Source organism: Burkholderia sp. BCC0506 (assembly GCF_902833145.1).
Taxonomy (GTDB): domain Bacteria; phylum Pseudomonadota; class Gammaproteobacteria; order Burkholderiales; family Burkholderiaceae; genus Burkholderia.
In genome coordinates, this window is sequence record NZ_CADFEN010000002.1 from 656698 (window position 1) to 682427 (window position 25730).

21 protein-coding genes, 1 pseudogene and 1 riboswitch are annotated in these 25730 nt (G+C 68.4%); of the genes and pseudogenes, 18 read left to right on the forward strand and 4 right to left on the reverse strand.

The window, feature by feature from the left end:
* Positions 1–5 precede the first annotated feature (5 nt).
* Positions 6–1139 carry a muconate/chloromuconate family cycloisomerase gene (locus HWX62_RS06910; protein WP_175932304.1) on the reverse strand — a complete coding sequence of 378 codons (1134 nt, stop codon included), beginning with the start codon at positions 1137–1139 and terminating at the stop codon, positions 6–8.
* Positions 1140–1230: 91 nt separating this feature from the next.
* Here HWX62_RS06910 and HWX62_RS06915 point away from each other — a divergent pair, with 91 nt between their 5' ends.
* Positions 1231–2121 (forward strand): LysR family transcriptional regulator, encoded by an 891-nt coding sequence (locus HWX62_RS06915; RefSeq protein ID WP_175932305.1) that lies wholly within the window; start codon positions 1231–1233, stop codon positions 2119–2121.
* Positions 2122–2276: 155 nt separating this feature from the next.
* On the opposite strand, the gene andR is transcribed toward HWX62_RS06915, so the two are convergent.
* A complete protein-coding gene (andR, locus tag HWX62_RS06920; RefSeq protein WP_175932306.1) occupies positions 2277–3242 on the reverse strand; it encodes an anthranilate 1,2-dioxygenase regulatory protein AndR in 966 nt (321 codons plus the stop codon).
* Positions 3243–3455: 213 nt separating this feature from the next.
* Here andR and andAc point away from each other — a divergent pair, with 213 nt between their 5' ends.
* The 5 genes from andAc to HWX62_RS06945 all read left to right on the forward strand — a co-directional run bounded on the left by andAc (position 3456) and on the right by HWX62_RS06945 (position 8175).
* Complete coding sequence (gene andAc, locus HWX62_RS06925; protein ID WP_175932307.1) at positions 3456–4727, forward strand: anthranilate 1,2-dioxygenase large subunit AndAc; 1272 nt, start codon at positions 3456–3458, stop codon at positions 4725–4727.
* 13 nt (positions 4728–4740) lie between these two features.
* Positions 4741–5217, forward strand: coding sequence for an anthranilate 1,2-dioxygenase small subunit AndAd (gene andAd, locus HWX62_RS06930; protein ID WP_175932308.1), 477 nt, complete (start codon positions 4741–4743; stop codon positions 5215–5217).
* A gap of 26 nt (positions 5218–5243) precedes the next feature.
* Positions 5244–5570 (forward strand): anthranilate 1,2-dioxygenase ferredoxin subunit AndAb, encoded by a 327-nt coding sequence (gene andAb, locus HWX62_RS06935; protein ID WP_039344765.1) that lies wholly within the window; start codon positions 5244–5246, stop codon positions 5568–5570.
* Positions 5560–6780, forward strand: a complete 1221-nt coding sequence (gene andAa / locus HWX62_RS06940; RefSeq protein WP_175932309.1) for an anthranilate 1,2-dioxygenase system ferredoxin--NAD(+) reductase — start codon at positions 5560–5562, stop codon at positions 6778–6780. Before andAb ends, andAa begins: the two co-directional genes overlap by 11 nt.
* Positions 6781–6888: 108 nt before the next feature.
* Positions 6889–8175, forward strand: coding sequence for a DUF445 domain-containing protein (locus HWX62_RS06945; protein ID WP_175932310.1), 1287 nt, complete (start codon positions 6889–6891; stop codon positions 8173–8175).
* Positions 8176–8223: 48 nt separating this feature from the next.
* On the opposite strand, the gene HWX62_RS06950 is transcribed toward HWX62_RS06945, so the two are convergent.
* Positions 8224–8523 (reverse strand): addiction module antidote protein, encoded by a 300-nt coding sequence (locus tag HWX62_RS06950; protein ID WP_006490972.1) that lies wholly within the window; start codon positions 8521–8523, stop codon positions 8224–8226.
* Positions 8524–8526: 3 nt separating this feature from the next.
* Positions 8527–8865 carry a type II toxin-antitoxin system RelE/ParE family toxin gene (locus tag HWX62_RS06955; protein ID WP_175932311.1) on the reverse strand — a complete coding sequence of 113 codons (339 nt, stop codon included), beginning with the start codon at positions 8863–8865 and terminating at the stop codon, positions 8527–8529.
* 373 nt (positions 8866–9238) lie between these two features.
* On the opposite strand from HWX62_RS06955, the gene HWX62_RS06960 reads away from it, so the two are divergent.
* The 12 genes and pseudogenes from HWX62_RS06960 (at position 9239) to HWX62_RS07015 (ending at position 25698) form a co-directional block, all read left to right on the forward strand.
* On the forward strand, positions 9239–10879 hold the full coding sequence (locus HWX62_RS06960) for an acetolactate synthase large subunit (RefSeq protein WP_175932312.1): 1641 nt from the start codon (positions 9239–9241) through the stop codon (positions 10877–10879).
* 28 nt (positions 10880–10907) lie between these two features.
* Complete coding sequence (locus tag HWX62_RS06965) at positions 10908–12341, forward strand: aldehyde dehydrogenase family protein (protein ID WP_175932313.1); 1434 nt, start codon at positions 10908–10910, stop codon at positions 12339–12341.
* Positions 12342–12568: 227 nt separating this feature from the next.
* Complete coding sequence (locus tag HWX62_RS06970; RefSeq protein ID WP_175932314.1) at positions 12569–14152, forward strand: Na+/H+ antiporter; 1584 nt, start codon at positions 12569–12571, stop codon at positions 14150–14152.
* Positions 14153–14628: 476 nt separating this feature from the next.
* Complete coding sequence (locus HWX62_RS06975) at positions 14629–15762, forward strand: hybrid sensor histidine kinase/response regulator (RefSeq protein ID WP_175932315.1); 1134 nt, start codon at positions 14629–14631, stop codon at positions 15760–15762.
* A gap of 124 nt (positions 15763–15886) precedes the next feature.
* Positions 15887–17563: pseudogene (locus HWX62_RS06980) on the forward strand (methyl-accepting chemotaxis protein).
* Positions 17560–18072 (forward strand): chemotaxis protein CheW, encoded by a 513-nt coding sequence (locus tag HWX62_RS06985; RefSeq protein ID WP_175932317.1) that lies wholly within the window; start codon positions 17560–17562, stop codon positions 18070–18072. Before HWX62_RS06980 ends, HWX62_RS06985 begins: the two are co-directional and overlap by 4 nt.
* Positions 18069–19484 (forward strand): CheR family methyltransferase, encoded by a 1416-nt coding sequence (locus HWX62_RS06990; RefSeq protein ID WP_175932318.1) that lies wholly within the window; start codon positions 18069–18071, stop codon positions 19482–19484. Before HWX62_RS06985 ends, HWX62_RS06990 begins: the two co-directional genes overlap by 4 nt.
* A 46-nt stretch (positions 19485–19530) precedes the next feature.
* The gene (locus tag HWX62_RS06995; RefSeq protein WP_175932319.1) at positions 19531–20244 is read left to right on the forward strand and encodes a chemotaxis protein CheW; all 714 of its coding nucleotides are present in this window, start codon (positions 19531–19533) and stop codon (positions 20242–20244) included.
* A complete protein-coding gene (locus HWX62_RS07000; RefSeq protein WP_175932320.1) occupies positions 20241–22538 on the forward strand; it encodes a hybrid sensor histidine kinase/response regulator in 2298 nt (765 codons plus the stop codon). Before HWX62_RS06995 ends, HWX62_RS07000 begins: the two co-directional genes overlap by 4 nt.
* On the forward strand, positions 22535–23554 hold the full coding sequence (locus HWX62_RS07005) for a chemotaxis response regulator protein-glutamate methylesterase (RefSeq protein WP_175932321.1): 1020 nt from the start codon (positions 22535–22537) through the stop codon (positions 23552–23554). Before HWX62_RS07000 ends, HWX62_RS07005 begins: the two co-directional genes overlap by 4 nt.
* A gap of 51 nt (positions 23555–23605) precedes the next feature.
* Positions 23606–23716: riboswitch (Fluoride riboswitch) on the forward strand.
* A 79-nt stretch (positions 23717–23795) separates the two neighbouring features.
* Positions 23796–25037 (forward strand): voltage-gated chloride channel family protein, encoded by a 1242-nt coding sequence (locus HWX62_RS07010; protein ID WP_175932322.1) that lies wholly within the window; start codon positions 23796–23798, stop codon positions 25035–25037.
* Positions 25038–25113: 76 nt separating this feature from the next.
* Positions 25114–25698, forward strand: coding sequence for a hypothetical protein (locus HWX62_RS07015; RefSeq protein WP_175932323.1), 585 nt, complete (start codon positions 25114–25116; stop codon positions 25696–25698).
* The last annotated feature ends 32 nt before the right edge of the window (positions 25699–25730 follow it).

Consider the following 25730-nt stretch of genomic DNA (forward strand, 5'->3'; position numbering starts at 1 on the left):
GGGGATCAGCGGGCGTCGCGTCGCATCCGTTCGATGCGGGCCCAGTCGAAGGTGAGGCCGAGGCCGGGCGCCGCCGGCAGATGCAGCTTGAAATCCTGGTAGCGCAGCGGCTCGACGAGGATCTCCTCGGTGAGCAGCAGCGGGCCGAACAGTTCGGTGCCCCATTTCAGCGAGTCGAACGTGCTGAACAGTTGCGCGGACGCCATCGTGCCGGCCGCGCCTTCGAGCATCGTGCCGCCGTACAGTTCGATGCCGGCCGCCGCGGCGATCGACGCGACGCTCGCCGCGCCTTGCAGGCCGCCCGATTGCGCGATCTTCACCGCGAACACGTCGGCCGCGCGATCCCGCGCGAGCGCGAACGCATCGACGGGGCCGTGCAGCGCCTCGTCGGCCATGATCGGCACCTGCGCGAGCTGCGTGAGGCGTTTCAGCCCCGCGCGGTTGGTCGCGGCGATCGGCTGCTCGACGAGGCTCACGCCGGCGTCGGCCAGCCGCGCGCCGGCCCAGATCGCATCGGTTTCGCTCCAGGCCTGGTTCACGTCGACGCGCACGTCGCCGCGCTCGCCGAGCGCGCGCTTGATCGCGACGACGTGGGCCACGTCGTCGGCGACCGCGTTCGAACCGATCTTCAGCTTGAACGCGCGGTGGCGGCGGGCTTCCAACATCGCTTCGGCTTCCGCGATGTCGCGTTGCGTGTCGCCGCTCGCGAGCGTCCATGCGACATCGACCGCATCGGTCCGGCGCCCGCCGAACAGCTCGGACAGCGGCACGCCGAGGCGCTGCGCCTGCGCGTCGAACAGCGCGGTCTCGATCGCGCACTTCGCGAAGCGGTTGCCCTGGAACAGCTTGCGCGCCCGCGCCATCGCGGCGCCCGGGCGCGTCGCGTCCATGCCGTGCAGCAGCGGCGCGAAGTAGGTATCGATGTTGACCTTGATGCTTTCGGGGCTCTCCTCGCCATACGCGAGGCCGCCGATGGTCGTCGCCTCGCCGACGCCTTCGATACCGTCCGTGCATCGAATCCGGACCAGCACGAGGGTCTGGCAATTCATCGTGGCGACCGACAATTTGTGGGGCCTGATCGTCGGCACGTCGACCAGTAGCGTGTCGATGCGCTCGATGGTGGCGGCAGTTGCTATCATGCGATTCCTCCTGTTGGTGCACATGGTAGGAATGCCCGCCCCGCGTCGTCCAACACTCTTTCCGACTACTTCCATACCTTTGAGGCATGAAATGGAATTGCGTCAGCTCCGCTACTTCATCGCCGTCGCCGAGGAAATGAACATCACGCGGGCGGCTGAGCGGCTGCACATGACGCAGCCGCCGCTCAGCCGCCAGCTCCAGGCGATCGAGGAAGAGATCGGGTTGCCGCTGTTCGAGCGCGGCGCGCGGCCGCTGAAACTGACCGATGCCGGGCGCGTGTTCTATGCGCAGGCGAAACGGCTGGTCGACCAGGCCGACGAGCTCGGGCCGCTGACGCGGCGGCTCGCGCAACTGTCGGAGCGGATCGTGATCGGGTTCGTGCCGTCGACGCTGTACGGCGCGCTGCCGGACGTGATCCGCGCGTTTCGCGAGGCGCAGCCGGACGTCGAGCTGTCGCTGATCGAAATGTTTACGCTCGAACAGCTCGGCGCGCTGAAAGGCGGGCGGATCGACGTGGGGTTCGGCCGCCTGCGCTTCGACGACGACCAGCTGGTGCGCGAGGCGCTGATCGAGGAAAAGCTGATCGCGGCGCTGCCGGTCGGGCATCGGCTCGCCGATCCGGCCCGGCCGCTGACGCTCGCGGATCTCGCGAACGAGACGATGATCGTCTACCCGAGCACGCCGCGGCCGAGCTTCGCCGATCAGCAGTTGTCGGCGCTGCGCGACGGCGCGGTCGTGCCGGCGGCGGTGCACGAAGTGCGCGAACTGCAGACGGCGCTCGGGCTCGTTGCCGCGCAGGTGGGCGTGTCGCTGGTGCCGGAGAGCGTCGAGGGCGTGCGCGTGAAGGGCGTCGTCTATCGGCGGCTGCCGGAGCCGGGCGCGACGTCGCCGATCATCATGAGCCGCCGGCTGCATGGCGAAAGCGCCGCCACGGCGGCGTTCTGTGCGATTGCGCGGGAGATGATCGTGCCGGCGGCGTGACGGCTGGCGTTACCGCTTCGATTGCAACTAACGGTCGATCCCGGGGCGCGTCGCCGAATTCGGGCAGGGTGATGCGCCGAGGTGCCGTACCGGCATGGTCAACGCGGGCGAGCAAGCAGTCGCGTGGCGAGTGCGGTGGGCAAGCAGGGTGACGGTCACGCCAGACGTTGCGCGTCGAGCGTCTCCGACGGCGATTCGCCGAACTTCTCCCGATACGCGATCGCGAATCGCCCGAGGTGTGTAAACCCGCAATCGAGCGCGATATCGGCAATGCGCCGGTGGGACGCCGCGCCGCGCAGCAACTCGCGCGCATGGTCGAGCCGCGTCGCGCGCAGGTATTGCATCGGGCTCATCCCGCGGAATTGCAGAAACGCGTCGCGCAGCGTCCGTTCGGGTACGTTGGCGGCCTGGACGATATCGGCGAGCTGCAACGGCTGCGCGTAGTGCGCATCGACGAACTCCTGCGCGCGCCGCACGAAGCCCGGCGCGGGGTCGCGATGCGACGCCTGCAGCACGGACGGCGGATGGCCTTCGATCAGCAGGTCGATCAGCAGATGCTCGAGCTGCGACGCGACGCGCGGGTTCGCGTTCGCGCGTTCGAGCAACTCGGGCGAGCGCGCGACGAGCATCAGCTGCTGGCGCCACGCGGCGAGCGCGGCGTCGCTGATGTGCAGCACGGGGTCGAGCGTCGCGCGCGGGTCGCCGGTCAGCGCGCCGACGGTCGCCGCGTCGATGCGCAGCACGAACTGCTCGCAATCGGCCGACAGCAGCGCGTCGAAGCGCTCGCCGGGCGCGCACAGCACGCCGGTCTGGCCGTCGACGCCGAGCTGCCGCCCCATCGCGCGCACCTCGGCCTGGCCGGACAGGCAGAACATCAGCAGGTAGTAGCCGTCGACGGCGTCGACCTGCACGCGCATCGCGTCGCCGAACGCGATCGTGCCGATCCCGAGCCCGCCCAGCTTGACGAAATCCATGTGCGACGCACCCTGCACGCGGCCGCTCGGCAGCAACGCGTGCGGCTGCATCACGCGCGAGATTCGCTCGCGCGTTTCGTCGAGATCGCGGGATTCGAACAGCCGGTGCGCACGCAGCGCGAGCGGCTCGAACGACGTTGGGGACATGGGCCTCAGCCTTGGTATGGGCGACGCGCGCGTCGATCCGACGAATGGGTCGCGATCGTGCGCCGGGTCGCGTGTGCCGTCATGCTAGCGCAGAAATCCGCCGAAAGTGGATATTGCGCCGCCGCAATCGCACTTTCCGGATAGACGTCGAATATTAGCTTTTCAAAAATCGGCTCCATGCATTCAACGCAACGGATCGACAAGGAGTCCGACATGGAGCAGACAGAATTGCCCGTCGTTTTCGCCGCGCGCGGCGACGCGTCCGACGTGACCTTCCCGCACGACGACGGCTCGCGCGTGCCGTACAAGGTGTTCAGCTCGCGGGCGGTCTACGATCGCGAGCAGGAGCGCATCTTCCGCGGGCCGACGTGGAACTTCGTCGCGCTCGAAGCGGAAATTCCGAACGCCGGCGATTTCAAGAGCACGTTCGTCGGCGACACGCCGGTGGTCGTCACCCGTACCGAGGACGGTGCGCTGTCCGCGTGGGTGAACCGCTGCGCGCACCGCGGCGCGCAGGTGTGCCGCAAGTCGCGCGGCAACGCGAGTTCGCACACGTGCGTCTATCACCAGTGGAGTTTCGACAACCAGGGCAACCTGCTCGGTGTGCCGTTCCGGCGCGGCCAGAAGGGGATGACCGGGATGCCGGCCGATTTCGATCCGAAGCAGCACGGGCTGCGCAAGCTGCGCGTCGACAGCTATCGCGGGCTCGTGTTCGCCAGCTTCAGCGACGAGGTCGCGCCGCTGCCCGAGTATCTCGGCGAGCAGATGCGCCCGTGGATCGACCGGATCTTCCACAAGCCGATCGAATATCTCGGCTGCACGCGCCAGTATTCGAAATCGAACTGGAAGCTGTACATGGAGAACGTGAAGGACCCGTATCACGCGAGCATGCTGCACCTGTTCCATACGACCTTCAACATCTTCCGCGTCGGGATGAAGGCGCGCTCGATCCCGGATGCGAACCACGGGCTGCACAGCATCATCACTGTGACGAAGACGGGCGACGACACGTCGGCCGCGTACAAGCAGCAGAACATCCGTTCGTTCGACGAAGGTTTCCATCTCGAAGACGAATCGATCCTCGATCTCGTGTCGGAATACGACGAGGACTGCACGAACCATATCCAGCCGATCTTCCCGCAGCTCGTGATCCAGCAGATCCACAACACGCTGGTCGCGCGGCAGATCCTGCCGAAGGGGCCGGACAACTTCGAGCTGATCTTCCACTTCTTCGGCTACGCGGACGACACGCCCGAGCTGCGCGCGCTGCGCATCAAGCAGGCGAACCTCGTCGGGCCGGCCGGCTACATCTCGATGGAAGACACGGAAGCGACCGAGCTCGTGCAGCGCGGCACGGTGCGCGATGCCGATGCGACGTCGGTGATCGAGATGTCGCGCGGCAATCCGGATCAGCAGGACACGGTGATCACCGAAAGCCTGATCCGCAAGTTCTGGGTCGGCTATCAGAAGCTGATGGGCTATTGAGGCGGAGCAGAAAATGACGGAAGACATGAAGACGTGGTTCGAGATTTACATGCTCCAGAACCGCTACATCGGGCACCTCGACAACGACCGGCTCGAACACTGGCCGGAGATGTTCACCGAGGACTGCACGTACGAAATCGTGCCGAAGGAGAACGCCGATCTCGGCCTGCCGGTCGGGATCGTCCACTGCACGAACCGGCGGATGCTGCGCGACCGCGTGGTGTCGCTGAGGCACGCGAACATCTACGAGGAGCACACGTACCGGCACATGACGTCGGGCCTGACGATCGTCGCCGAACGCGACGGCGAAATCGATACCGAGAGCAACTACGTGGTCGTGCAGACGCGCAGCAACGGCGAATCGAACGTGTACCAGGCCGGCAAGTACTACGACACGGTCGTGCGCACGCCCGACGGCCTGCGCTACAAGACCAAGCGCGTGATCTACGACACGTCGCGCGTGCAGACGCTGCTCGCGACGCCGATCTGACCGATCTGACGAAGCAAGGAAACGACATGACCGAAGCAACGCTGGCCGAGTGGCATCCGCTCGGCGCTTTCGACGAATTCTCCGAAGACGAACCGGCGGCGCGCGTCGCCGGCCAGAAGCCGATCGCCGTGTTCCGGATCGGCGACGAACTGTTCGCGATGCACGACCTCTGTTCGCACGGTCACGCGCGCTTGTCCGAAGGCTATGTGGAGGACGGCTGCGTCGAATGCCCGCTGCACCAGGGGCTGATCGACATTCGCACGGGCGCGCCGAAATGCGCGCCGATCACCGAGCCGGTGCGGACCTATCCGATCCGGATCGTCGACGGGCAGGTGGAAGTCAATGTCGGCTGATCCGATCGTGATCGTCGGCGCCGGCCACGCGGCGCGGCGTACGGCCGAAGCGCTGCGCGAACGCGATGCGGCGGCGCGCATCGTGATGATCGGCGCGGAGCGCGAGTTGCCGTACGACCGGCCCGCGCTGTCGAAGGATGCGCTGCTGAGCGATGGCGGCGAACGGCGTGCGTTCATCCGCGATGCGGCGTGGTACGACGCGCAGCGCATCGAACTGTGGCTCGGCACGCGTGTCGACGCGATCGAGCGGGAGGCCCGGCGGGTGCGGCTCGACGACGGTGCGGCGCTGCCTTACGCCCGGCTCGTGCTTGCGACGGGTTCACGGGTGCGGGCATTCGGCGGCCCGGTCGACGAAGGCATCGTGCCGCATTACGTGCGCACGGTCGCCGACGCGCGTGCGCTGCGTGCGCAACTCGCGCCCGGGCGCCGCGTGGCGGTGCTCGGCGGCGGCTTCATCGGCCTCGAGGTCGCGGCGGCGGCGCGCCAGATCGGCTGCGACGTGACGGTGATCGATCCGGCCGCGCGCGTGCTGCAGCGCGCGTTGCCGGAGGTCGTCGGTGCATACGCGCATCGGTTGCACGCTGCGCGCGGCGTGATCTTCCGGTTGGCGACGCTGCCGCGCGCGATTCGGCGCGCGCCGGGCGGCGGCGCAATCGTCGAGACCGATCGCGGCGACGTGCCGGCCGATATCGTCGTGGTCGGCATCGGCGTGGTGCCCAACGTCGAACTCGCGCAGGCGGCCGGGCTCGACGTCGACAACGGGATACGCGTCGACGCGGGCTGCCGCACGGCCGATGCCGCGATCTTCGCGGCGGGCGAGGTGACGATGCACTTCAATCCGCTGCTCGGGCGGCATGTGCGGATCGAATCGTGGCAGGTGGCCGAGAACCAGCCGGCCGTCGCGGCCGCGAACCTGCTCGGCGCGGACGAGCGCTATGCCGAGCTGCCGTGGCTGTGGTCCGATCAGTACGACTGCAACCTGCAGATGCTCGGGCTGTTCGGCGGCGAACGCACGATCGTCGTGCGCGGCGACCCGGCGAGCGGGCCGTTCACCGTGTTCGGGCTCGGCGACGACGGCAGGATCGTCGCGGTGGCCGCGGCGAACCTCGGGCGCGACATCGGCGCGTCGCGGCGGCTGATCGCGGCAGGCGCGGTGCCGGACCCGGTGAAGCTGGCCGATCCGGCGGTCAATCTGAAGACGTTCATGTAGCGGCGAGACGCGCGGCGCGCGTGCGCCGTGCGTGCCGGCCCGGCCGCGGGTTTGTCGGTGGCGGCGAAATCGGGGATATTAGCGGCATCGCCGATCCGCCCGTGCTCCATGACGTCAGACAAAGCCCTCGAACTGAAACGAAGCAAGCGCCGTGCGCTGTGGCTGCTGCTGGCGGCCGTCGCGGTGTTCGTCATCACCATCCTGCTGCCGCGCGGCCCGTGGGTCGACGGCTTCAAGGCCGTCGCCGAAGCCGCGATGGTCGGCGCGCTCGCCGACTGGTTCGCGGTCGTCGCGCTGTTCCGCCGCGTGCCGATCCCGTTCGTGTCGCGCCACACCGAGATCATTCCGAAGAACAAGGACAAGATCGCCGACAACCTCGCGGTGTTCGTGCGCGAGAAATTCCTCGGCCCCGACGCACTCGCCGCGCAGATCCGCCAGCACGATCCCGCGCAGAAGCTCGGCGCGTGGCTCGGCGAGCCGGCGAATACCGACGCGCTCGGCGGCTACGTGACCAGGCTGATGAGCTTCGCGCTCGACATGACCGACGACGCGCGGATCCAGTCGTTCGTCCACGATGCGTTCCGCGCGGTGATCGACCGGGTCGACCTGTCGCAATCGGCCGGCGCGATCCTCGACACGCTGACGAAGGACGGCCGCCACCAGGCGCTGCTCGACGATGCGATCGAACAGGTGGTCGACGTGCTCGACAACGAAGAGAACCGCGAGGTGATCGCGGGCTTCATCGTCGAATGGCTGAAGACGCAATACCCGAAGGTCGAGAAGATCATGCCGACGCAGTGGTTCGGCGAGAACGGCGCGAGGATGCTCGCGAGCGCGGTGAGCCGCGTGCTCGAAGGCGTCGCGGCGGACCCCGAGCACGAGCTGCGGCAACGCTTCGACCGGACGGTCGTGCGGCTGACCGAGCGGCTGAAGCACGACCCCGCGTTCGTCGCGAAGGGCGAGGAGATCAAGCGCTACATTCGCGACGGCGATGCATTCAACGAGTATGTGCGCGACTTGTGGGACCAGTTGCGTGCGTGGCTGAAGGCCGATCTCGCGCGCCCCGATTCGGCGCTGCACCGGCAGGCCGCGACGCTCGGCGGCTGGCTCGGCGCGCGGCTCGCCGAGAGCCCGGCGCTACGCGCGTCGCTGAACGAGCACGTCGAGAAGGCCGTGCACGAGATGGCGCCCGATTTCGCCGATTTCCTCATGCGTCACATTCGCGACACGGTGCGCAACTGGGACGCGCGCGAGATGTCGCGACAGATCGAGCTGAACATCGGCAAGGATCTGCAGTACATCCGCATCAACGGCACACTCGTCGGCGGGCTGATCGGGCTCGGGTTGTATCTGGTGTCGCTGGTGCCGCGCTGGGCGGCCGGCTGGCCGCACTGACGCAGGTACGGGCATTGCGCCCGTGGCGCGACGCCGAGCGCCGCCGGATCACGCGGCAGCCTTGGCGCCGTGCAATTGCAGGCCGAGCGCCTTGATGACTTTCAGAATCGTGCCGAAGCTCGGATTGCCGTCGTGCGACAGCGCCTTGTACAACCCTTCGCGCGACAGGCCCGCATCGCGTGCGACCTGCGACATGCCGCGTGCGCGGGCGATCACGCCGAGCGCATGCGCGATGAAGGCCGGATCGTCGCCCGCCTCCTGCAGGCATGCGTCGAAGTAGTCGGCCATGTCGTCTTCGGTTTTCAGGTGTTCGGCCGAATCCCACGGCCGCGTCTTGATCTTGTCCATCGATCACTCCATGTCGAGGTGCGCGAGCATTGCGTGCGCGGTGCGGATGTCCGTCCGTTGCGTCGACTTGTCGCCGCCGCAGAGCAGGATCACCCATATCGTTCCGCGCCTCACGTAATACACGCGATAGCCGGGGCCGTGGTCGATACGCATTTCGACGACGGGGGCGACGGCGGATTTCCAGTCGCCCGGATTGCCCATCGACAGACGGTCGATGCGCGCCTGGATGCGCCGCCGCGCGACACGATCCGGCAGGCCGGCAAACCACGCGTCGAAGACGTCGGTGGTCCGGATGCTGAACGTAGGCGCACTGTAGGGCACGGATTGCAGGATGTCAACCATGGTTCACATGTCCGATGAATGGAATTCGGTTGCCCCTACGGTAGGGCCGTGCGCGTCGTTTGAGGTCGAATTGGCCGTCAGGCCGATCCTCGCGAGGCCGGAGCCGGCCATTCGGTCGAAGCCGGAATTTCGCGAATCCGTCTACAATCGAAAACGTCTTTGCCGCCCGCGCGTGCTTGCCGCGCGCGGGCGGGTCCGTTCGTCCTCCCGCATCATCCGGAGGCGCCGCCGCGCATCAGACATGGCGTCTTGCGCGGCGAGCAGTGCCGTGGTCTGTGTCCAGTAGGTAAGGCGTCCGCGTGCCGTAGGCCGGCGCGCGTCCTGAACGCCGCGTGTCCGTAGGCCGGGCAGGCGGCATAACCGAGAGTCCCCCATGAAAGCATCGGATCTGTTCGTGAAGGCGCTGGAAGCCGAAGGCGTCGAGTACGTGTTCGGCATTCCCGGCGAGGAAAACCTCGATCTGCTCGAATCGCTGCGGCGATCGAAGATCAAGCTCGTGCTGACCCGGCACGAGCAGGCGGCCGGGTTCATGGCCGCCACCTATGGCCGCCTCACGGGCCGCACCGGCGTGTGTCTCGCGACGCTCGGGCCGGGCGCGACGAATTTCGTGACGGCCGCCGCGTATGCGCAGCTCGGCGGGATGCCGATGCTGATGATCACCGGGCAGAAGCCGATCAAGTCCAGCAAGCAGGGGCACTTCCAGATCGTCGACGTGGTCGACATGATGCAGCCGCTCACGAAGTTCACGCGGCAGATCGTGTCGATCGGCAACATCCCGTCGGCGGTGCGCGAGGCGTTTCGCCGCGCGGAGGAAGAGCGTCCGGGCGCCGCGCACCTCGAACTGCCCGAGGACATCGCGCACGAGGAGGGCGACGGCAAGCCGATCCCGCGCAGCTACAGCCGGCGGCCGGTGGCCGAGGAGAAGGCGGTCGCGCATGCGGTCGACGCGATCCAGGCCGCGCGCCATCCGCTGTTGATGATCGGCGCGGGCGGCAACCGCAAGACCACCTGCAAGATGCTGCTCGAATTCGTCGACAAGACGGGCATCCCGTTCTTCACGACACAGATGGGCAAGGGCGTGATCGACGAGACGCACCCGCTGTGGCTCGGCAACGCGACGCTGTCCGACGGCGACTTCGTGCATCGCGCGATCGAGCACGCGGACTGCATCATCAACGTCGGCCACGACGTGATCGAGAAGCCGCCGTTCTTCATGCGCACCGACGACAAGACCGTGATCCACGTGAACTTCCTCGGCGCGCAGGTCGACCCCGTCTATTTTCCGCAGATCGAGGTGGTCGGCGACATCGCGAACGCGGTGTGGCAGATGAAGGAAGCGCTGACGCCGCAATCGCACTGGGATTTCGAGCGCTTCAAGATGATCAAGGCGCATTTCGACGCGCACCTGGAAAAGGGCCAGCACGACCCGCGCTTCCCGATGTATCCGGTGCGGATCGTGAACGACCTGTACAACGCGTTGCCGGTGGACGGCATCGTCTGTCTCGACAACGGGATGTACAAGATCTGGTTCGCGCGCTACTGGCGTGCGCACGAACCGAACTCGCTGCTGCTCGATAACGCGCTCGCGTCGATGGGGGCGGGCCTGCCGTCGGCGATCGCGACGAAGATCGTGCATCCGCGGCGCAAGGTGATCGCCGTGTGCGGCGACGGCGGTTTCATGATGAATTCGCAGGAACTCGAAACGGCCGTGCGGCTGAAGCTCGACATCGTCGTGATGATCCTGCGCGACGATGCGTTCGGGATGATCCGCTGGAAGCAGGAGAACATGAACTTTCCCGATTTCGCGATGACGCTGCAGAACCCCGATTTCGTGTCGTACGCGCAAAGCTACGGCGCGCACGGGCATCGCGTCGAAGCGGCCGACGATCTCGAGCCGCTGCTGCGCGAATGCTTCTCGTCGCCGGGCGTGCACGTGATCGACGTGCCGATCGACTACTCGGACAACGAGCGCGTGCTGAACCGCGAGATCAAGCGCCTGTCGGCGCAACTCTGAATGCCCGTTCACAGGAAGGAGTCGTTCCATGTTGAAGGAAACTTATCCGTACTACCTCGCCAACGAAGCCGTCTACGCGAACACCGATCTCGAGGTGACCGACAAGTTCAGCGGCAAGGTCGCCACGCGCGTCGCGCTGGCCGATGCGAAGGCGATCGATGCGGCGATCGCCGCGGCCGTCGACGCCACGAAGCCGATGCGCGAGATGCCGGCCTACAAGCGGCAGGCCGTGCTCGATCATTGCGTCGCGCGTTTTCGCGAACGTTTCGACGAGCTGGCCGAGGCGCTGTGCATCGAGGCCGGCAAGCCGATCAACGATTCGAAGGGCGAAGTCACGCGGCTGATCGATACGTTTCGCGTCGCGTCCGAGGAATCGGTGCGCATCGACGGCGAGATCGTCAACCTCGAGATCTCCGCGCGTGCGCAGGGCTACACGGGCTACACGAAGCGCGTGCCGGTCGGCCCGTGCTCGTTCATCTCGCCGTTCAACTTCCCGTTGAACCTCGCCGCGCACAAGGTCGCGCCCGCGCTCGCGGCCGGCTGTCCGTTCGTGCTGAAGCCCGCGAGCCGCACGCCGATCGGCGCGCTGATCATCGGCGAGGTGCTCGCGGAAACCGACCTGCCGAAGGGCGCGTTCTCGGTGCTGCCCGCGCATCGCGACGGCGCCGACCTGTTCACGACCGACGAGCGCTTCAAGCTGCTGTCGTTCACCGGTTCGCCGGCGGTAGGCTGGGCGCTGAAGGAAAAGGCCGGCAAGAAGAAAGTCGTGCTGGAACTCGGCGGCAACGCGGCCGCGATCGTCGATGCCGACCAGCGCGACCGGCTCGACTACGTGGTCGATCGCCTCGCGTTCGGCGCGTACTACCAGTCGGGCCAGAGCTGCATCGGCGTGCAGCGGATTCTCGTGCACGCCGACCTGTACGACGCGCTGCGCGAGAAGCTGATCGCGAAGACGCGTTCGCTGAAGATGGGCGATCCGAAGGATCCGTCGACGTTCGTCGGCCCGATGATCTCCGAATCCGAGTCGCGCCGCTTGGCGGGCTGGATGGATGCGGCCGTCGCGGCCGGGGCGAGGATCGTCGCGGGCGGCAAGGTCGACGGCGCGATGTTCGAGGCGACGCTGCTGGAAAACGTCGGGCGCGAGCAGGACCTGTACCGGAAGGAGGCGTTCGGCCCGGTCGCGATCCTGGAGAAGTTCGACCGCTTCGACGACGCGCTCGCGCGCGTGAACGACAGCGACTTCGGGCTGCAGGCCGGCGTGTTCACCGATTCGCTCACGCATGCGCAGCGCGCGTGGGACGAACTGGAGGTGGGTGGCGTCGTGATCAACGACGTGCCGTCGTTCCGCGTCGACAACATGCCGTACGGCGGCGTGAAGGATTCGGGCCTCGGCCGCGAAGGCGTGCGCTACGCGATCGAGGACATGACCGAGCCGCGGCTGATGGTCGTGCGGCGCCGGTAACGCGCGGCGGGCACGCCGTGCCGCAACGGCACGCAGGCGGGCGATCGGGCCGGCCTGCGTGCCGTTTTTCATGGCGGCGCACACGGCGGCACGGCGCCGTGCGCGCACCACGCCGGCTGCCCGAAACAGGCTCGACGGCGGGCCTCGCCTCGTGATGTAATCGCGCGAAACTGCCGACCGGGGTACGACGCCGGAAAGCGCGAATTCATTCCTCACGAGGTCGATTCATGTCCCCCGTCTCGGCATTCAAGCTGGTTCTGTTGTCATTCCTCGCGATCGTCGCGCTCGAATGCATCGCCAAGCGCTTGCGGTTGCCGCCCGCGGCCGCGCTGCTGATCGGCGGCATCGGCATCGCATTCATCCCCGGGCTGCCGCCGATCAACCTCGATCCCGAACTGGTGCTGCTCGTGTTCCTGCCGCCGCTGCTGATGGACGGTGCGTATTTCTCCGTGTGGGAAGAGTTCAAGCGCAACGTCGGCGGCATCCTGATGCTGGCGATCGGCGCAGTCGTATTCACGACGTTCGCGGTCGGCTTCGCGGTGCACTGGGTGGTGCCGGCGCTGCCGTGGGCCGCGTGCTTCGCGCTCGGCGCGATCGTGTCGCCGCCCGATGCGGTCGCCGCGAAGGCGGTGCTCGAGCGCGTCGCGCTGCCGCGCCGGCTGATGGTGCTGCTCGAAGGCGAGAGCCTGCTGAACGACGCGGCCGGCCTCGTGCTGTTCCGCTTCGCGGTCGCGGCCGCGCTCACCGGCGCGTTCAGCCTCGAGCACGCGGTCGTGCGCTTCGCGGAGCTCGGGCTCGGCGGCGTGGTGGTCGGCTTCGTGGTCGGCAAGCTCGTCGTGTGGTTCCTGAGGCTGCTCGACGACGACTATCTCGTGATCACCGTCGCGGTGATCGCCGGCTGGATCGCGTACATCGCAGGCGAAATGGTCGAGGTGTCGGGCGTGATCTCGACCGTCACGGCCGGCATGATCGTCGGCTGGCATCAGCACGAGGTGTTCTCGGCAGCCGTGCGCACGCGCGGCACCGCGTTCTGGCAGGTCATCGTGTTCCTGCTCGAGGCGATGGTGTTCGTGCTGATCGGATTGTCGCTGCGCGGCGCGATCCACCGGCTCGGCGGTTTCGAGCAGGTGCTCGGCACGATGGTGCCGCCCGTGCTTGCGGTGCTGGCGGCGGTGATCGTGTCGCGCTTCGTGTGGATCTACGCGGTCGAGGCGCTGAAGTGGCCGGTGCGCGGCCTCGCGCGGCGCGGCGACGCGCCCGACTGGAAGGCCGCGACGATCATGAGCTGGGCCGGCATGCGCGGCGTGGTGACGCTGGCGATCGCGCTGTCGCTGCCCGAGGCGCTGCCGGGCCGCGACGTGATCCTGGTCGCGTCGTTCGCGGTGATCCTCGTCACCGTGCTGCTGCAGGGCACGACGATCGGGCCGCTGATCCGGCTGCTGCGCCTGCCGCAGCGCGACGAGCGCGCCGCGCACCACCTGACCGAGCCGCAGACGTGGGCGTACGTGGAGGCCGCGCAGCTCGCGGCGATCCAGCCGCTCGTGCGCGACGAGAACGGCGTCGTGATCCATCCGCGCCTGCTCGAGCAGTACACGTATCGCGCCGAGCTGACCGAACGGGCGAAGAACGAGCCCGCGTTTCCGGCGCAAGTGCGCCAGGCCCACTACGACGTGGTGCTGGCCGCGATCCGGGCCGGGCGTGCCGAACTGTTGCGCCTGCACCGGTCGGGGCGCATCCACGACGAGATGCTGCACACGCTCGAACGCGATCTCGACCTGCAGGAAGTGTCGGCGCAGCACGCACGCGGTTAGGGCGCGCTGCGCGCGAATCGCACGGGCCGGCGTCCTGCCGGCCCCGACACGCGAGCGGGTCGGCCCGCCCGCCGCGCGATTTTTTCTTTTCCCGCCCGCCGATTCCGGATACCGGAGTCCGGCCCTCAATATGATCGGCCACCAGCCTTGCAACGCATGCAAACCTCATGGCGCCGGTCTCGCAAACGTTATCGTCTTTCGAATCCGGAAATGATCTGATTTATCTGTTTCCGTCTCTTTCTGCATATTTGGCAAAACTAAACCGGAAGGAGATAGATGCTGTGTTCTAATTTCATTTAGAATCAGCCGGTTATGTTTATTGAGAGAAAGAATGCAGAGGTAATGGGGTCGCCGACGGGGAAAGAAGCGGCGCCCAAAGCCTTGCAAGGCATTGCCGACAGGCCAAATCGGCGGAATCGGGCAGGGTTTTTCAACTGCCAATATAAGATAGCGTCCAAGTCGGATAAACAACTCCTATGAAAGAATCGATTGGAGATTCGGCGTTTGAAACTGTATTTATGAAAGAATCGAGCAGTGATAATGCCTCGGATTGCCTCGAATCGGGGTTATCGGTCCTTCTCGTCGATGACCAGCCGTTCGTCGGCGAGGTGATCCGCCGCGCGTTGCGCAGCGAGCACGACATCGACCTGCACGTGTGCACCGACGCACACCGGGCGATGGCGGTCGCGCGCGACGTGAAGCCGACGGTCATCCTGCAGGATCTCGTGATGCCGGAGATCGACGGCCTCGATCTCGTGCGCGCATGGCGCGCGGACGCCGGCACCGCACGCGTGCCGATCATCGTGCTGTCCGCGAAGGAAGAGCCGATCGTCAAGCGCGAGGCGTTCATCGCCGGCGCGAACGACTACCTGGTGAAGCTGCCCGACGCGATGGAGCTGACCGCGCGCATCCGCTATCACTCGAATTCGTACCTGATGTCGCGGCAGCGCGACGAGGCGCTCGATTTCCTGTCGCACGACATGCGTTCGCCGCAGACGTCGATCCTCGCGCTGCTCGACGTCTACCGCGCCGAACACGGCGACATGCCGGCGATCATGGAGCGCATCGCCGGCCATGCGCGGCGCGCGCTCGCGCTCGCCGACGGCTTCATCCACCTGACCCGCGCGCAGTCCGAGCGTCGCGCGCACGAAGTCGTGAGTCTCAACGAGATCGTGCTCGACGCCGTCGACCAGCTGTGGGAGAAGGCGGCCGGGCTCGGCTGCCGGGTGATCGCGCAGGTGCCGGATACCGAGTGCGTGACGATGGGCGACCGCATGATGCTGACGCGCGCGGTCGCGAACCTGATCGACAACGGGCTGAAGTACGGCCCGGCCGGGGTGGACGTTCATTGCGCGCTGAGCGGCGAGGGCGGCGCCTGGCTGATCGGCGTCGAGGACGCCGGCGCCGGCATCGCGCCGGAACAGCGCACGGCCGCGACCGAGTCGTTCGTGCAGCTCGAATCCGCGCACGGCGCGGCGCGCGGCGGTTTCGGCCTGGGCCTTGCGTTCGTGCGCGCGACGGCGGCGCGGCATCGCGGCCAGATCCTGATGCGCAATACGGCGCGCGGCTTCATGGTCGCGCTTCGGCTGCCGGCGCAAGCGGAGCGGTGATGTCGCGGCGCGGCCTGCCGGCGCCGCGCCGCCCGAGAGACCCCGATGCGCTCGTGGCGCGCCGCCCGGCGCGCAGGCGGGTGCGGTTTTTTTCAACGCTGAATTTAGAAAGCCCATAACGAACATGGCCACCGTGACGCCCCGCGCGACCAATGAAAGCCTGCATCCGACGATCGGCGCTGCCCGGCTGACGCTCGGCAATCGCATCCTGCTCAGCTTCGGCGTGCTGTTCGTGCTGATGCTGGTGACAGCCGGCGTCTCGTACGAGCGACTGCGCGCGATCAACGCAGAAGCCGTCAGCATCGAGCGCGACTCGCTGCCCGGCGTCTACCTCGCGTCGTCGCTGCGTGCAGCGGTCAACGAAACGTTCGTCATGCTGCAGCAGGCAACCTTCGTGGAGACCGATCCCGACGCCGCGCAGCGCGATCTCGCGAAGATCGCGGACGCGACGAAGCAGGTCGAGTCACTGTCGGTCGACTACCAGGCGTCGATCTTCCGCGACGACGACCGCGCGCGTTTTGCGACGTTTCGCGGCGCATACGATCGCTACCTGCCGCTGTTGACCGACGCGGTACAGAAGCACCGCGGCTCGCGCGACGAAGCGATCGCGGCCTACGCGAAGGTGTTGCCGGGGTGGGCCGAGGTCGTGCAGGACGCGAACATCATGGTCTAGGAGAACCGCAAGTTCGCGGACTTGTCCGCGAGGATGATCCGCGAATCCGTGCAGGACACGGAAGTCGTGCTCGTCGGCGCGCTGACGATCATGCTGCTGGCCGCGCTCGGGCTCGGCTACATGCTGTACCGCTCGGTCACCGTGCCGATGGCGCGGCTCGTCGAGGTGCACGACGTGATGCGCACCGGCAACCTGACGCGTCGCCTCGACCTGCGCCGCCGCGACGAATTCGGCACGCTCGAGACGGGCTTCAACCGGATGGCCGACGAACTGACCGAGCTGGTTTCGCGCGCGCAGCAGTCGTCGCTGCAGGTGACGACGTCGGTGGCCGAAATCGCGGCGACGTCGCGCGAGCAGCAGGCGACCGCCAACGAAACCGCGGCGACGACGACCGAGATCGGCGCGACCTCGCGCGAGATCTTCGCGACGTCGCGCGACCTGCTGCGCACGATGAACGAGGTGGCCGGCGTGGCCGAGCAGTCGGCGACGCTCGCGGGCGTGAGCCAGAGCGGGCTCACGCGGATGGGCGAGACGATGCGCAGCGTGATGGACGCGGCCGGCTCGGTGAACGCGAAACTCGCGATCCTCAACGAGAAGGCGCTGAACATCAACCAGGTGGTCGCGACGATCACCAAGGTGGCCGACCAGACCAACCTGCTGTCGCTGAACGCGGCGATCGAGGCCGAGAAGGCCGGCGAGTACGGCCGCGGCTTCGCGGTCGTCGCGACCGAGATCCGCCGCCTGGCCGACCAGACGGCGGTGGCGACCTACGACATCGAGCAGACGGTGAAGGAAATCCAGTCGGCCGTGTCGGCGGGCGTGATGGGGATGGACAAGTTCTCCGAGGAAGTGCGCCGCGGGATGCTCGACGTGCAGCAGGTCGGCGGGCAGCTGTCGCAGATCATCGCCGAGGTGCAGACGCTCGCGCCGCGCTTCCAGATGGTCAACGAAGGGATGCAGACGCAGGCGAACGGCGCCGAGCAGATCACGCAGGCGCTGTCGCAACTGTCGGAGGCCGCGCAGCAGACGGCCGAATCGCTGCGCCAGTCGTCGCAGGCGATCGACGACCTGACGCTCGTCGCGAATCAGTTGCGCACGAGCGTGTCGCGCTTCAAGGTCGACGCGTGACGCGCGCCGATCCGCAGAATGGCGCCCGCGCGCTGTTCCTGATGTTCGAGCTCGACGGCGAGCGTTACGCGCTCGACGCGGCCGGCATCGAACAGGTGTTGCCGCTCGCCGCGTTGAAGGCGATGCCCGGCGCGCCCGACTGGATTGCCGGGCTGCTGATGCGCGACGGCCAGCCCGTGCCGGTGATCGACGTGCCGATGCTGGCGCTCGGGCGGCGCGCGCAGGCGCTGCGCTCGACGCGGCTCGTGATGGTCCGTCATCGCGCCGGTCACGCCGGCGGCGAGCGCACGGTCGGCCTGATCGTCGAGCGCGCGACGCAGACGATGCGGATCGACCGCGCGGCGTTCCGCGTCAGCGGCATCTCGACCGCGCGCACACGCTGGCTCGGGCGGGTCGCGAACACGCCCGACGGCGTCGTGCAGCAGGTGTCCGTGTCCGACCTGGTCGACGACGTGGCCCGCCTGTATCTGTTCGACGGCCTGCCGGGCCATGGGGAGGAGTCCGCATGAATGCGTCCGAATCGCGATTTCGCGGCTGGTTGCTGCGCGAGACGGGCATCGACCCCGATTCGCTCGGCAACGACTTCCTGATGCGGGCGCTGACCGAGCGCGTGCATGCGGTGCAGGCGGACGGCGAGCGCGTGCCGTCGGCCGCGCGATCGCCCGTGACGCCGGAAGCGCTCGACGCGTACTGGCAGCAGCTCAACGCATCGGCCGACGAGCGGCGCGCGCTGATCGAGCTGTTCGTCGTGCCGGAAACGTGGTTCTTCCGCGACCGCGAGGCCTTCGCGACGCTCGCGCGGCTGGCCGCCGAACGGCTCGCCGCGATGCCCGGCCGCGTGATCCGCGTGCTGAGCGCGCCGTGCTCGACGGGCGAGGAGCCGTATTCGGCGGCGATGGCATTGCTGGATGCGGGGCTCGAGCCGGCCAGCTTCGCGATCGACGCGATCGACCTGAGCGCGCGTGCGATCGAGCAGGCGCGACTCGGCTGTTACGGGCGCAATGCGTTCCGCGGAACGGCGACGGAGTTTCGGACGCAGTATTTCACGCCGACGCGCGACGGCTGGCTGCTCGACGAGCGCGTGCGCGCGTGCGTGCAGTTCGGTCAGGCGAACCTCGTCGATCCGGTGGGCGACAACGGCATTCGCTACGACTTCGTGTTCTGCCGCAACGTGCTGATCTATTTCGACCGCGATGCGCAGGATCGCGTGATCCGCTCGCTCGACGCGCGCCTTGCCGACGACGGCGTGCTGTTCGTCGGGCCGGCGGAGACGGGCGTCGCGATGCGGCACGGAATGCGCTCGGCGCGCGTGCCGCTGGCGTTCGCGTTTCATCGCGAGCCGGCCGGCGCGGCGGCCGATGCGTGCGCGGCGCGGCCGGTTGCGCCGCTGCCCGCGGCGGCACCGTTCCGGCGCGCGGAGCGCTTCACGGTCGCACCGCTTGCCGCGCCGCGCCCGGTGGTGGCCGTCGCGCCGCCGGCCTGGCTCGGCGACGTGCATCGGCCGTTCGCGGCGGCGCCGCCGGCGATGCAGACGGGCGCCATCGACGCACGGGCCGACCTGGCGATGGCAACCGCCGAGGCCGCTCCGGCCAACGACGGCATCGCACCGGCGATCGACGATGCCCCGACGCTGGAGGACGCGCAGGCGCTGGCGAACGCGGGCGCGTTCGACGAGGCCGAGCGCGTGCTCGCGCAGTTCTCGGCGCGCGTCGGCCCGGATGCCGATGCGTTCTACCTGAACGGGTTGATCGCGGATGCGCGCGGGCGCGCCGCGGAAGCGGGCGATTTCTACCGGAAGGCGCTGTACCTGCGCCCCACGCATCACGAGGCGCTGACGCATCTCGCGACGCTGCTCGACGTCGGCGGCGATCGTGCGGGTGCGCAATGGCTGCTCGAACGCGCCCGGCGTTCGGCCGGCTGACACCACGACGGAAACGGGACCGACACCGTGACGACCAGAGAAACATATGAACCGCGACGCCGCTGCCACTGACGAAGCGACGCTCGACGTCGACGATTGCTGGAACCGGATCGGCACGCGCGGCGACCGCTCGTGCGAGCGGCTGAACGACTGCCTGCGCTGCCTGAACTGCCCGGTCTACGCATCGAACGCGGCGAAGCTGCTCGAGCGGCCGCTCGACGTGGCCGAGATGACCGACGTCACGCGGCGGATGAGCGCGTTCGGCACGGCGCGCGCGGGCGACGACGGCGATACGCGCCATGCGGCGCTCGCGTTCCGGGTGGCCGACGAATGGCTCGCGCTGCCGATCGGCGTGCTGCGCGAGATCGCCGGCACGCGCCCGATCCATTCGCTGCCGCATCGCCGCAATTCGGCCGTGCGCGGCGTGGTCAACATTCGCGGCACGCTGCGTATCGCGATCTCGATCGGCGAGCTGCTCGGCCTCGATGCCGGCAAGGGCGGCAGCGCCGGCAGCGGCAGCGACGACGGCCGTTTCACGCGGCTCCTGGTAGCCGCGCACCAGGGCGAACCGGTCGTGTTTCCGGTGGACGAAGTCGAGGGCGTGCTGCGCTTCGGCGCGTCCGACTGGGTACCGGTGCCGGCGACGGTCGGGCGTGCGAGCGCCGGCCTGTCGCGCGGCGTGCTGTCGTGGCGCGGCAAATCGGTGGGCCTGCTCGACGACGATCGTCTGTTCGACGCCGTGACACGGAGCATGCGATGAGCGGCGATGACGACCTGAGCCACCTGTCGCTGCTCGAGCTGTATCGCGAGGAGACGCGCACGCAGACCCAGGCGCTGTCGGAGCGGCTGCTCGCGCTCGAATCGGGCGAGCCGGATGCCGTCGCGCTCGAGGCGTGCATGCGCGCCGCGCATTCGCTGAAGGGCGCCGCGCGTATCGTCGGCGTGCCGCTCGGCGTCGAGATCGCCGGGCGGATGGAAGAGTGCTTCGTCGCCGCGCAGGCCGGCACGATCGCGCTGACGGCCACGCACGTCGACGTGCTGCTGGCCGGCGTCGACTTGCTGGTGCGGGTCGGCGATCCGCAGGGGCAGCCGGTATCGCAAACGGAGATCGACGTGTTCGCGGCGGCGCTGACGGGCGCCGACAGCGCGCAGACGATGCAGGCGCCGGCCGCCGTGCCGCCGTCGGTCGTGCCGTATCGCGATCAAGACGGCGCCGCGAACGAGCCCGTCGGCGCCAGTGCCCCGGTGCCGCCGCTCGCCGTGTCGGGCCCGGCGCCCGATCCGATCCAGGCCGGCCGTGTGGCGGGCGCCGGCGCGATGCGCCGCGTGCGCGCCGATACGCTGAACCGGCTGCTGAGCCTGTCCGGCGAATCGCTGGTGGAATCGCGCTGGCTCAAGCCGTTCGCCGAATCGATGTTGCGCGTGAAGCGCGCGCAGCGCGACGCGGCCCGTTCGCTCGACCTGATGGTCGAGCAGTTCGCCGACGATCTCGACGCCGGCATGCTCGCGTCGATGAACGAAGTGCGGCACATGCTCAACGACCTGCAGCGCTCGCTCGCCGAGCGCATGGACGAATTCGACCGCTTCGAGCGGCGCAGCACGCATATCGCCGAGCAACTGTACGACGAGGCGCTGCAGTGCCGGATGCGGCCGTTCGGCGACGCGACGCGTGCCTATCCGCGCATCGTGCGCGATCTCGCGCGCTCGCTCGGCAAGCAGGTGCGTTTCTCGATCGTCGGCGAAGGCACGCAGGTCGATCGCGACATCCTCGATTTGCTCGACGCGCCGCTCGGCCACCTGCTGCGCAACGCGATCGACCACGGCGTCGATTCGCCCGAGGCCCGGCACGCGCGCGGCAAGCCGGCCGAGGCGAGCGTCACGCTCGAGGCGCGTCACAGCGCCGGCTCGCTGCTCGTCAGCGTGATCGACGACGGCCCGGGCGTCGACATGGACGCGCTGCGCGCGGCCGTCGTGCGCCAGCGCCTGACCGACGACGAGACGGCCGCGCGGCTGTCCGACCCCGAACTGCTCGAATTCCTGCTGCTGCCGGGCTTCTCGATGCGCGAGGCGGTGACCGACGTATCGGGGCGCGGCGTCGGCCTCGACGCGGTGCAGGAGATGGTGCGCGGCGTGCGCGGCGCGGTGCGGATCTTCAACGAGCCGGGCGCCGGCATGCGCTTCGTGCTGCAGTTGCCGCTCACGCTGTCGGTGATCCGCAGCCTGCTCGTCGAGGTCGGCGGCGAGCCGTATGCGTTTCCGCTCGCGCACGTGCGCCGCACGCTGGAGCTTGCGCACGACGACATCGACGTGCTCGAAGGGCAGCCGCATTTTCCGTTCGACGGCCGGCGCGTGGGCCTCGTCGCCGCGCACCAGCTGCTCGATGCGGGCGAGCCGGATGTCGCGCGCCCCAGCACGGCGGTCGTGGTCGTCGGCGGCGAGCCGGAGCTGTACGGCGTCGCGGTCGACCGCTTCCTCGGCGAGCGGATGCTCGTCGTGCAGCCGCTCGACAGCCGCCTGCACAAGATCCAGAACATCGCGGCCGGCGCGTTGCTCGAGAACGGCGACCCGGTGCTGATCGTCGACGTCGAGGACCTGATCCGCTCGGTCGACAAGCTCGTGCGCGGCGGCCAGCTCGCGCGGCTCACGCGCGATCCGCAGCTCGCGCTCGCCGACCGGCGCCGCCGCGTGCTCGTTGTCGACGATTCGCTGACGGTGCGCGAGCTCGAACGCAAGCTGCTCGAAAAGCGCGGTTACGACGTGACGGTCGCGGTCGACGGGATGGAAGGCTGGAACGCGGTGCGCAGCGATGCGTTCGATCTCGTCGTGACCGACGTCGACATGCCGCGCATGGACGGGATCGAACTCGTCACGCTGATCAAGAACGACCCGATGCTCAAGCGCGTGCCGGTGATGATCGTGTCGTACAAGGATCGCGACGAGGATCGTCGCCGCGGGCTCGATGCCGGCGCCGATTACTACCTCGCGAAGAGCAGCTTCCACGACGAGGCGCTGCTCGACGCCGTGCACGACCTGATCGGAGATGCGCGAGGATGAACATCGGCATCGTCAACGACCTGCCGCTGGCCGTGGAGGCGCTGCGCCGCGTGATCGCGCTGCGGGCGGACCATCGCGTGCTGTGGGTCGCGACCGATGGCGACGAGGCGGTGGATTTCTGCGTCGCGCATCCGCCCGACGTCGTGCTGATGGATCTCGTGATGCCGAAGGTCGACGGCGTCGCCGCGACGCGCCGGATCATGGCGCGCGCGCCGTGCGCGATTTTGATCGTGACGGCGAGCGTCAGCGCGAACACGTCGTCGGTGTACGAGGCAATGGGCGCCGGCGCGCTCGACGCGGTCGATACGCCGACGCTCGCGCTCGGGCTGTCGACCGACGCGTCGCCGCAGGCACTCCTCGCGAAGATCGACCAGATCGGCCGGCTGCTCGAAAGCCGCTCCGCGGCGCTCGTGCCGCCGGGGCCGGTGCCCACGCGCGGGCAGCCGACGCTCGTCGCGATCGGGGCGTCGGCGGGCGGGCCGACCGCGCTCACCGCGCTGCTGCGCGCGCTGCCGGCCGACTTTCCGGCTGCGATCGTGATCGTCCAGCACGTCGACCAGGCGTTCGCGTACGGCATGGCCGAATGGCTCGACGGCTATACGCGGCTGCCGGTGCGCGTCGCGCGGCAGGGCAGCGTGCCCGAGGCCGGCGCGGTGCTGCTCGCGGCGACCAACGACCATCTGACGCTGTCGCCGCGCGGCGTGCTCGGCTATACGCGGCATCCGGCCGAGACGCCGTACCGGCCGTCGATCGACGTGTTCTTCAACAGCGTCGCGGACGGCTGGCAGGGCGATGCGCTCGGCGTGCTGCTGACCGGCATGGGACGCGACGGCGCGCTCGGCCTGAAGGCGATGCGTGCGAAGGGCTGCTACACGATCGCGCAGGACGAGGCGACCAGCGCCGTGTACGGGATGCCGAAGGCAGCGGCGGCGATCGGCGCGGCGTCGGCGATCCTGCCGCTCGACCAGATCGCACCGCAGTTGATCGCGCGGCTCGCGCTCGCGCCGCGCGACTGACGGCGCACCGCGCAGGCGCCGTCGTTTCGTGGCGCGTCGGCGCGTATAATCGCCGCTTGCGGAGATGGCATGCCTCCCTGCGGTCGTTCCCGGCGCGTGACGCGTGGCGCGCGGTGCGACCCTCAACCGCCGGTTTGCCCGGCTGATGATGCCTGCGTGTTCCTGGGTCGTCAGGAGGTCGCAGGCCGTCCATGCGGTATTCTGCCGCCCAGGTTTGGATATTCCGTCGAATCTGGAAATCATGTTTTTCACCACTTCTGCCGATTTTTTCGCGACCGTGCGCTATGTGTGCCGCTGGCTCGCGCTCTCGGCCCTGCTCGGCGCGCTCGCCGGCACGGCTTCCGCGCTGTTCCTGATCGCGCTCGACCGGGCGACCGGTACGCGCGTCGCGCATCCGTGGCTGCTGTGGGGGCTGCCGGCCGCCGGCTTCGTCACCGGCTGGGTCTACCATCGGTTCGGCCAGTCGGTCGCGCGCGGCAACAACCTGCTGATCGACGAGATTCACGATCCGAAGGCGCTCGTGCCGAAGCGGATGGCGCCGCTCGTGCTGGTCGCGACCGTCGTCACGCATCTGTTCGGCGGATCGGCCGGCCGCGAGGGCACGGCCGTGCAGATGGGCGGCGCGCTCGCCGATCGCGTCACGCACCTGTTTCGTCTCGATCGCGAGCATCGCCGCGTGCTGCTGATGGGCGGCATCGCGGCCGGCTTCGCGTCGGTGTTCGGCACGCCGCTCGCGGGCGCCGTGTTCGGCCTCGAGGTGCTCGCGATCGGACGCCTGCGATACGACGCGCTGCTGACCTGCGTTGCATCGGCGATCGTCGCGGACGTCGTGTGCCGCGCATGGGGCGTCCATCACACGGCCTATGCGATTCCGTTCGTGCCGGCCGTATCGGCCGCCGGGCTGGCCGTGACGGTCGTCGCGGGCATCGCGTTCGGCGTGGTCGGGCGGCTGTTCGCGTTCGCGACGCATGCGCTGACCGCGTGGTTTCGCCGCGCGATCCGCTATGCGCCGCTGCAGCCGGTGCTTGGCGGTCTGCTGGTCGCGGCGGCCGCGACCGTGCTGAACGTGCCGCGGTATCTCGGCCTCGGCATCCCGACGATCGAGGCCGCGTTTCACGGCCCGCTGCCGCTTTACGATTTCGCGGGCAAGTTCGCGTTCACCGTCGTCACGCTCGCGTCGGGGTTCAAGGGCGGCGAAGTGACGCCGCTGTTCTACATCGGCGCGACGCTCGGCAATGCGCTCGGCCAGGTGCTGGCGCTGCCGGTGCCCGTGCTCGCGGGGCTCGGCTTCGTCGCGGTGTTCGCGGGTGCGGCGAACACGCCGATCGCGTCGACGATCATGGCGATCGAACTGTTCGGCGCGGATATCGGCGTGTATGCGATCGTCGCGTGTGTGGTCGCGTACCTGTTTTCGGGGCACGCGGGGATTTATCGCGCGCAGCGCGTGGCGGTGGGGAAGGGGGCGCACGGGGAGGCGGAGTGACGTGCGGCCGCGGTCGATGTCGTGCGATCGCGGCGCCTTTGCGATATGCGGGACGCTGGAGCAAGAGAGACATCCGATGACGCTGGACGATTTCCTGAACGAAGCAAAGCGCCTTGCGAGGCCGTGCCGTCAGTACCGCTTCGCGGACGACGGCGAACCTGTCACCGGCTACTGGCACGGGATCGATGCCGATGCGTTGTGCATCTGCGTCGAGCGCGACGGCGCCTGGCTCAACGTCTATCTCGACGATGGCGGCACGTCGGGCCGCGTGGAGACTTCCACGCAACCTGTCCGCTCCGAGCGCCCGCTGTGCCGATCCGACGCAATGTCGCTTCCGCCGGTCGACGCGGTGTTCCGCTTCGGCTCCGCCGCGATCGGCGCGTACCTCGACGCACACGGCTGGCAGCGCGATTGGGGATTCAACGGCAACTTCAAGGGCGCCGCCGCGCACGACTACGAACGCGCGTGGATGGCGCAATGCCCGCTCTACACGGGCGGCGTGGTGGCCGTCGCGGGCGGATGGAACATGCTGTGGGCAGACGGCGACCGGCATGAACTGATCGACCGCGAACTCGTGCTCTGGACGTTCGAGGAACCGGAACCGTGGGTCGAGGTGTTTTTCGACGGAAGCCGGTACGCGGTGATCCAGCGGATCACCTAGCGTCTACCGTTCATTCGCAGCAAGCGTGTCGC

What these genes read in the sequence shown, in the direction of transcription:
- andAa (WP_175932309.1), top strand. Translation starts at nt 5,560, where the DNA reads ATGTCGGCTGATCCGATCGTGATCGTCGGCGCCGGCCACGCGGCGCGG.
- HWX62_RS06950 (WP_006490972.1), bottom strand. Translation starts at nt 8,523, where the DNA reads ATGGACAAGATCAAGACGCGGCCGTGGGATTCGGCCGAACACCTGAAA.
- andAd (WP_175932308.1), top strand. Translation starts at nt 4,741, where the DNA reads ATGACGGAAGACATGAAGACGTGGTTCGAGATTTACATGCTCCAGAAC.
- HWX62_RS06955 (WP_175932311.1), bottom strand. Translation starts at nt 8,865, where the DNA reads ATGGTTGACATCCTGCAATCCGTGCCCTACAGTGCGCCTACGTTCAGC.
- HWX62_RS06970 (WP_175932314.1), top strand. Translation starts at nt 12,569, where the DNA reads ATGTCCCCCGTCTCGGCATTCAAGCTGGTTCTGTTGTCATTCCTCGCG.
- HWX62_RS06910 (WP_175932304.1), bottom strand. Translation starts at nt 1,139, where the DNA reads ATGATAGCAACTGCCGCCACCATCGAGCGCATCGACACGCTACTGGTC.
- andAb (WP_039344765.1), top strand. Translation starts at nt 5,244, where the DNA reads ATGACCGAAGCAACGCTGGCCGAGTGGCATCCGCTCGGCGCTTTCGAC.
- HWX62_RS07010 (WP_175932322.1), top strand. Translation starts at nt 23,796, where the DNA reads ATGTTTTTCACCACTTCTGCCGATTTTTTCGCGACCGTGCGCTATGTG.
- HWX62_RS07005 (WP_175932321.1), top strand. Translation starts at nt 22,535, where the DNA reads ATGAACATCGGCATCGTCAACGACCTGCCGCTGGCCGTGGAGGCGCTG.
- HWX62_RS06975 (WP_175932315.1), top strand. Translation starts at nt 14,629, where the DNA reads ATGAAAGAATCGATTGGAGATTCGGCGTTTGAAACTGTATTTATGAAA.
- HWX62_RS07000 (WP_175932320.1), top strand. Translation starts at nt 20,241, where the DNA reads ATGAGCGGCGATGACGACCTGAGCCACCTGTCGCTGCTCGAGCTGTAT.
- HWX62_RS06995 (WP_175932319.1), top strand. Translation starts at nt 19,531, where the DNA reads ATGAACCGCGACGCCGCTGCCACTGACGAAGCGACGCTCGACGTCGAC.
- HWX62_RS06990 (WP_175932318.1), top strand. Translation starts at nt 18,069, where the DNA reads ATGAATGCGTCCGAATCGCGATTTCGCGGCTGGTTGCTGCGCGAGACG.
- HWX62_RS06965 (WP_175932313.1), top strand. Translation starts at nt 10,908, where the DNA reads ATGTTGAAGGAAACTTATCCGTACTACCTCGCCAACGAAGCCGTCTAC.
- HWX62_RS06915 (WP_175932305.1), top strand. Translation starts at nt 1,231, where the DNA reads ATGGAATTGCGTCAGCTCCGCTACTTCATCGCCGTCGCCGAGGAAATG.
- andAc (WP_175932307.1), top strand. Translation starts at nt 3,456, where the DNA reads ATGGAGCAGACAGAATTGCCCGTCGTTTTCGCCGCGCGCGGCGACGCG.
- andR (WP_175932306.1), bottom strand. Translation starts at nt 3,242, where the DNA reads ATGTCCCCAACGTCGTTCGAGCCGCTCGCGCTGCGTGCGCACCGGCTG.
- HWX62_RS06945 (WP_175932310.1), top strand. Translation starts at nt 6,889, where the DNA reads ATGACGTCAGACAAAGCCCTCGAACTGAAACGAAGCAAGCGCCGTGCG.
- HWX62_RS06960 (WP_175932312.1), top strand. Translation starts at nt 9,239, where the DNA reads ATGAAAGCATCGGATCTGTTCGTGAAGGCGCTGGAAGCCGAAGGCGTC.
- HWX62_RS07015 (WP_175932323.1), top strand. Translation starts at nt 25,114, where the DNA reads ATGACGCTGGACGATTTCCTGAACGAAGCAAAGCGCCTTGCGAGGCCG.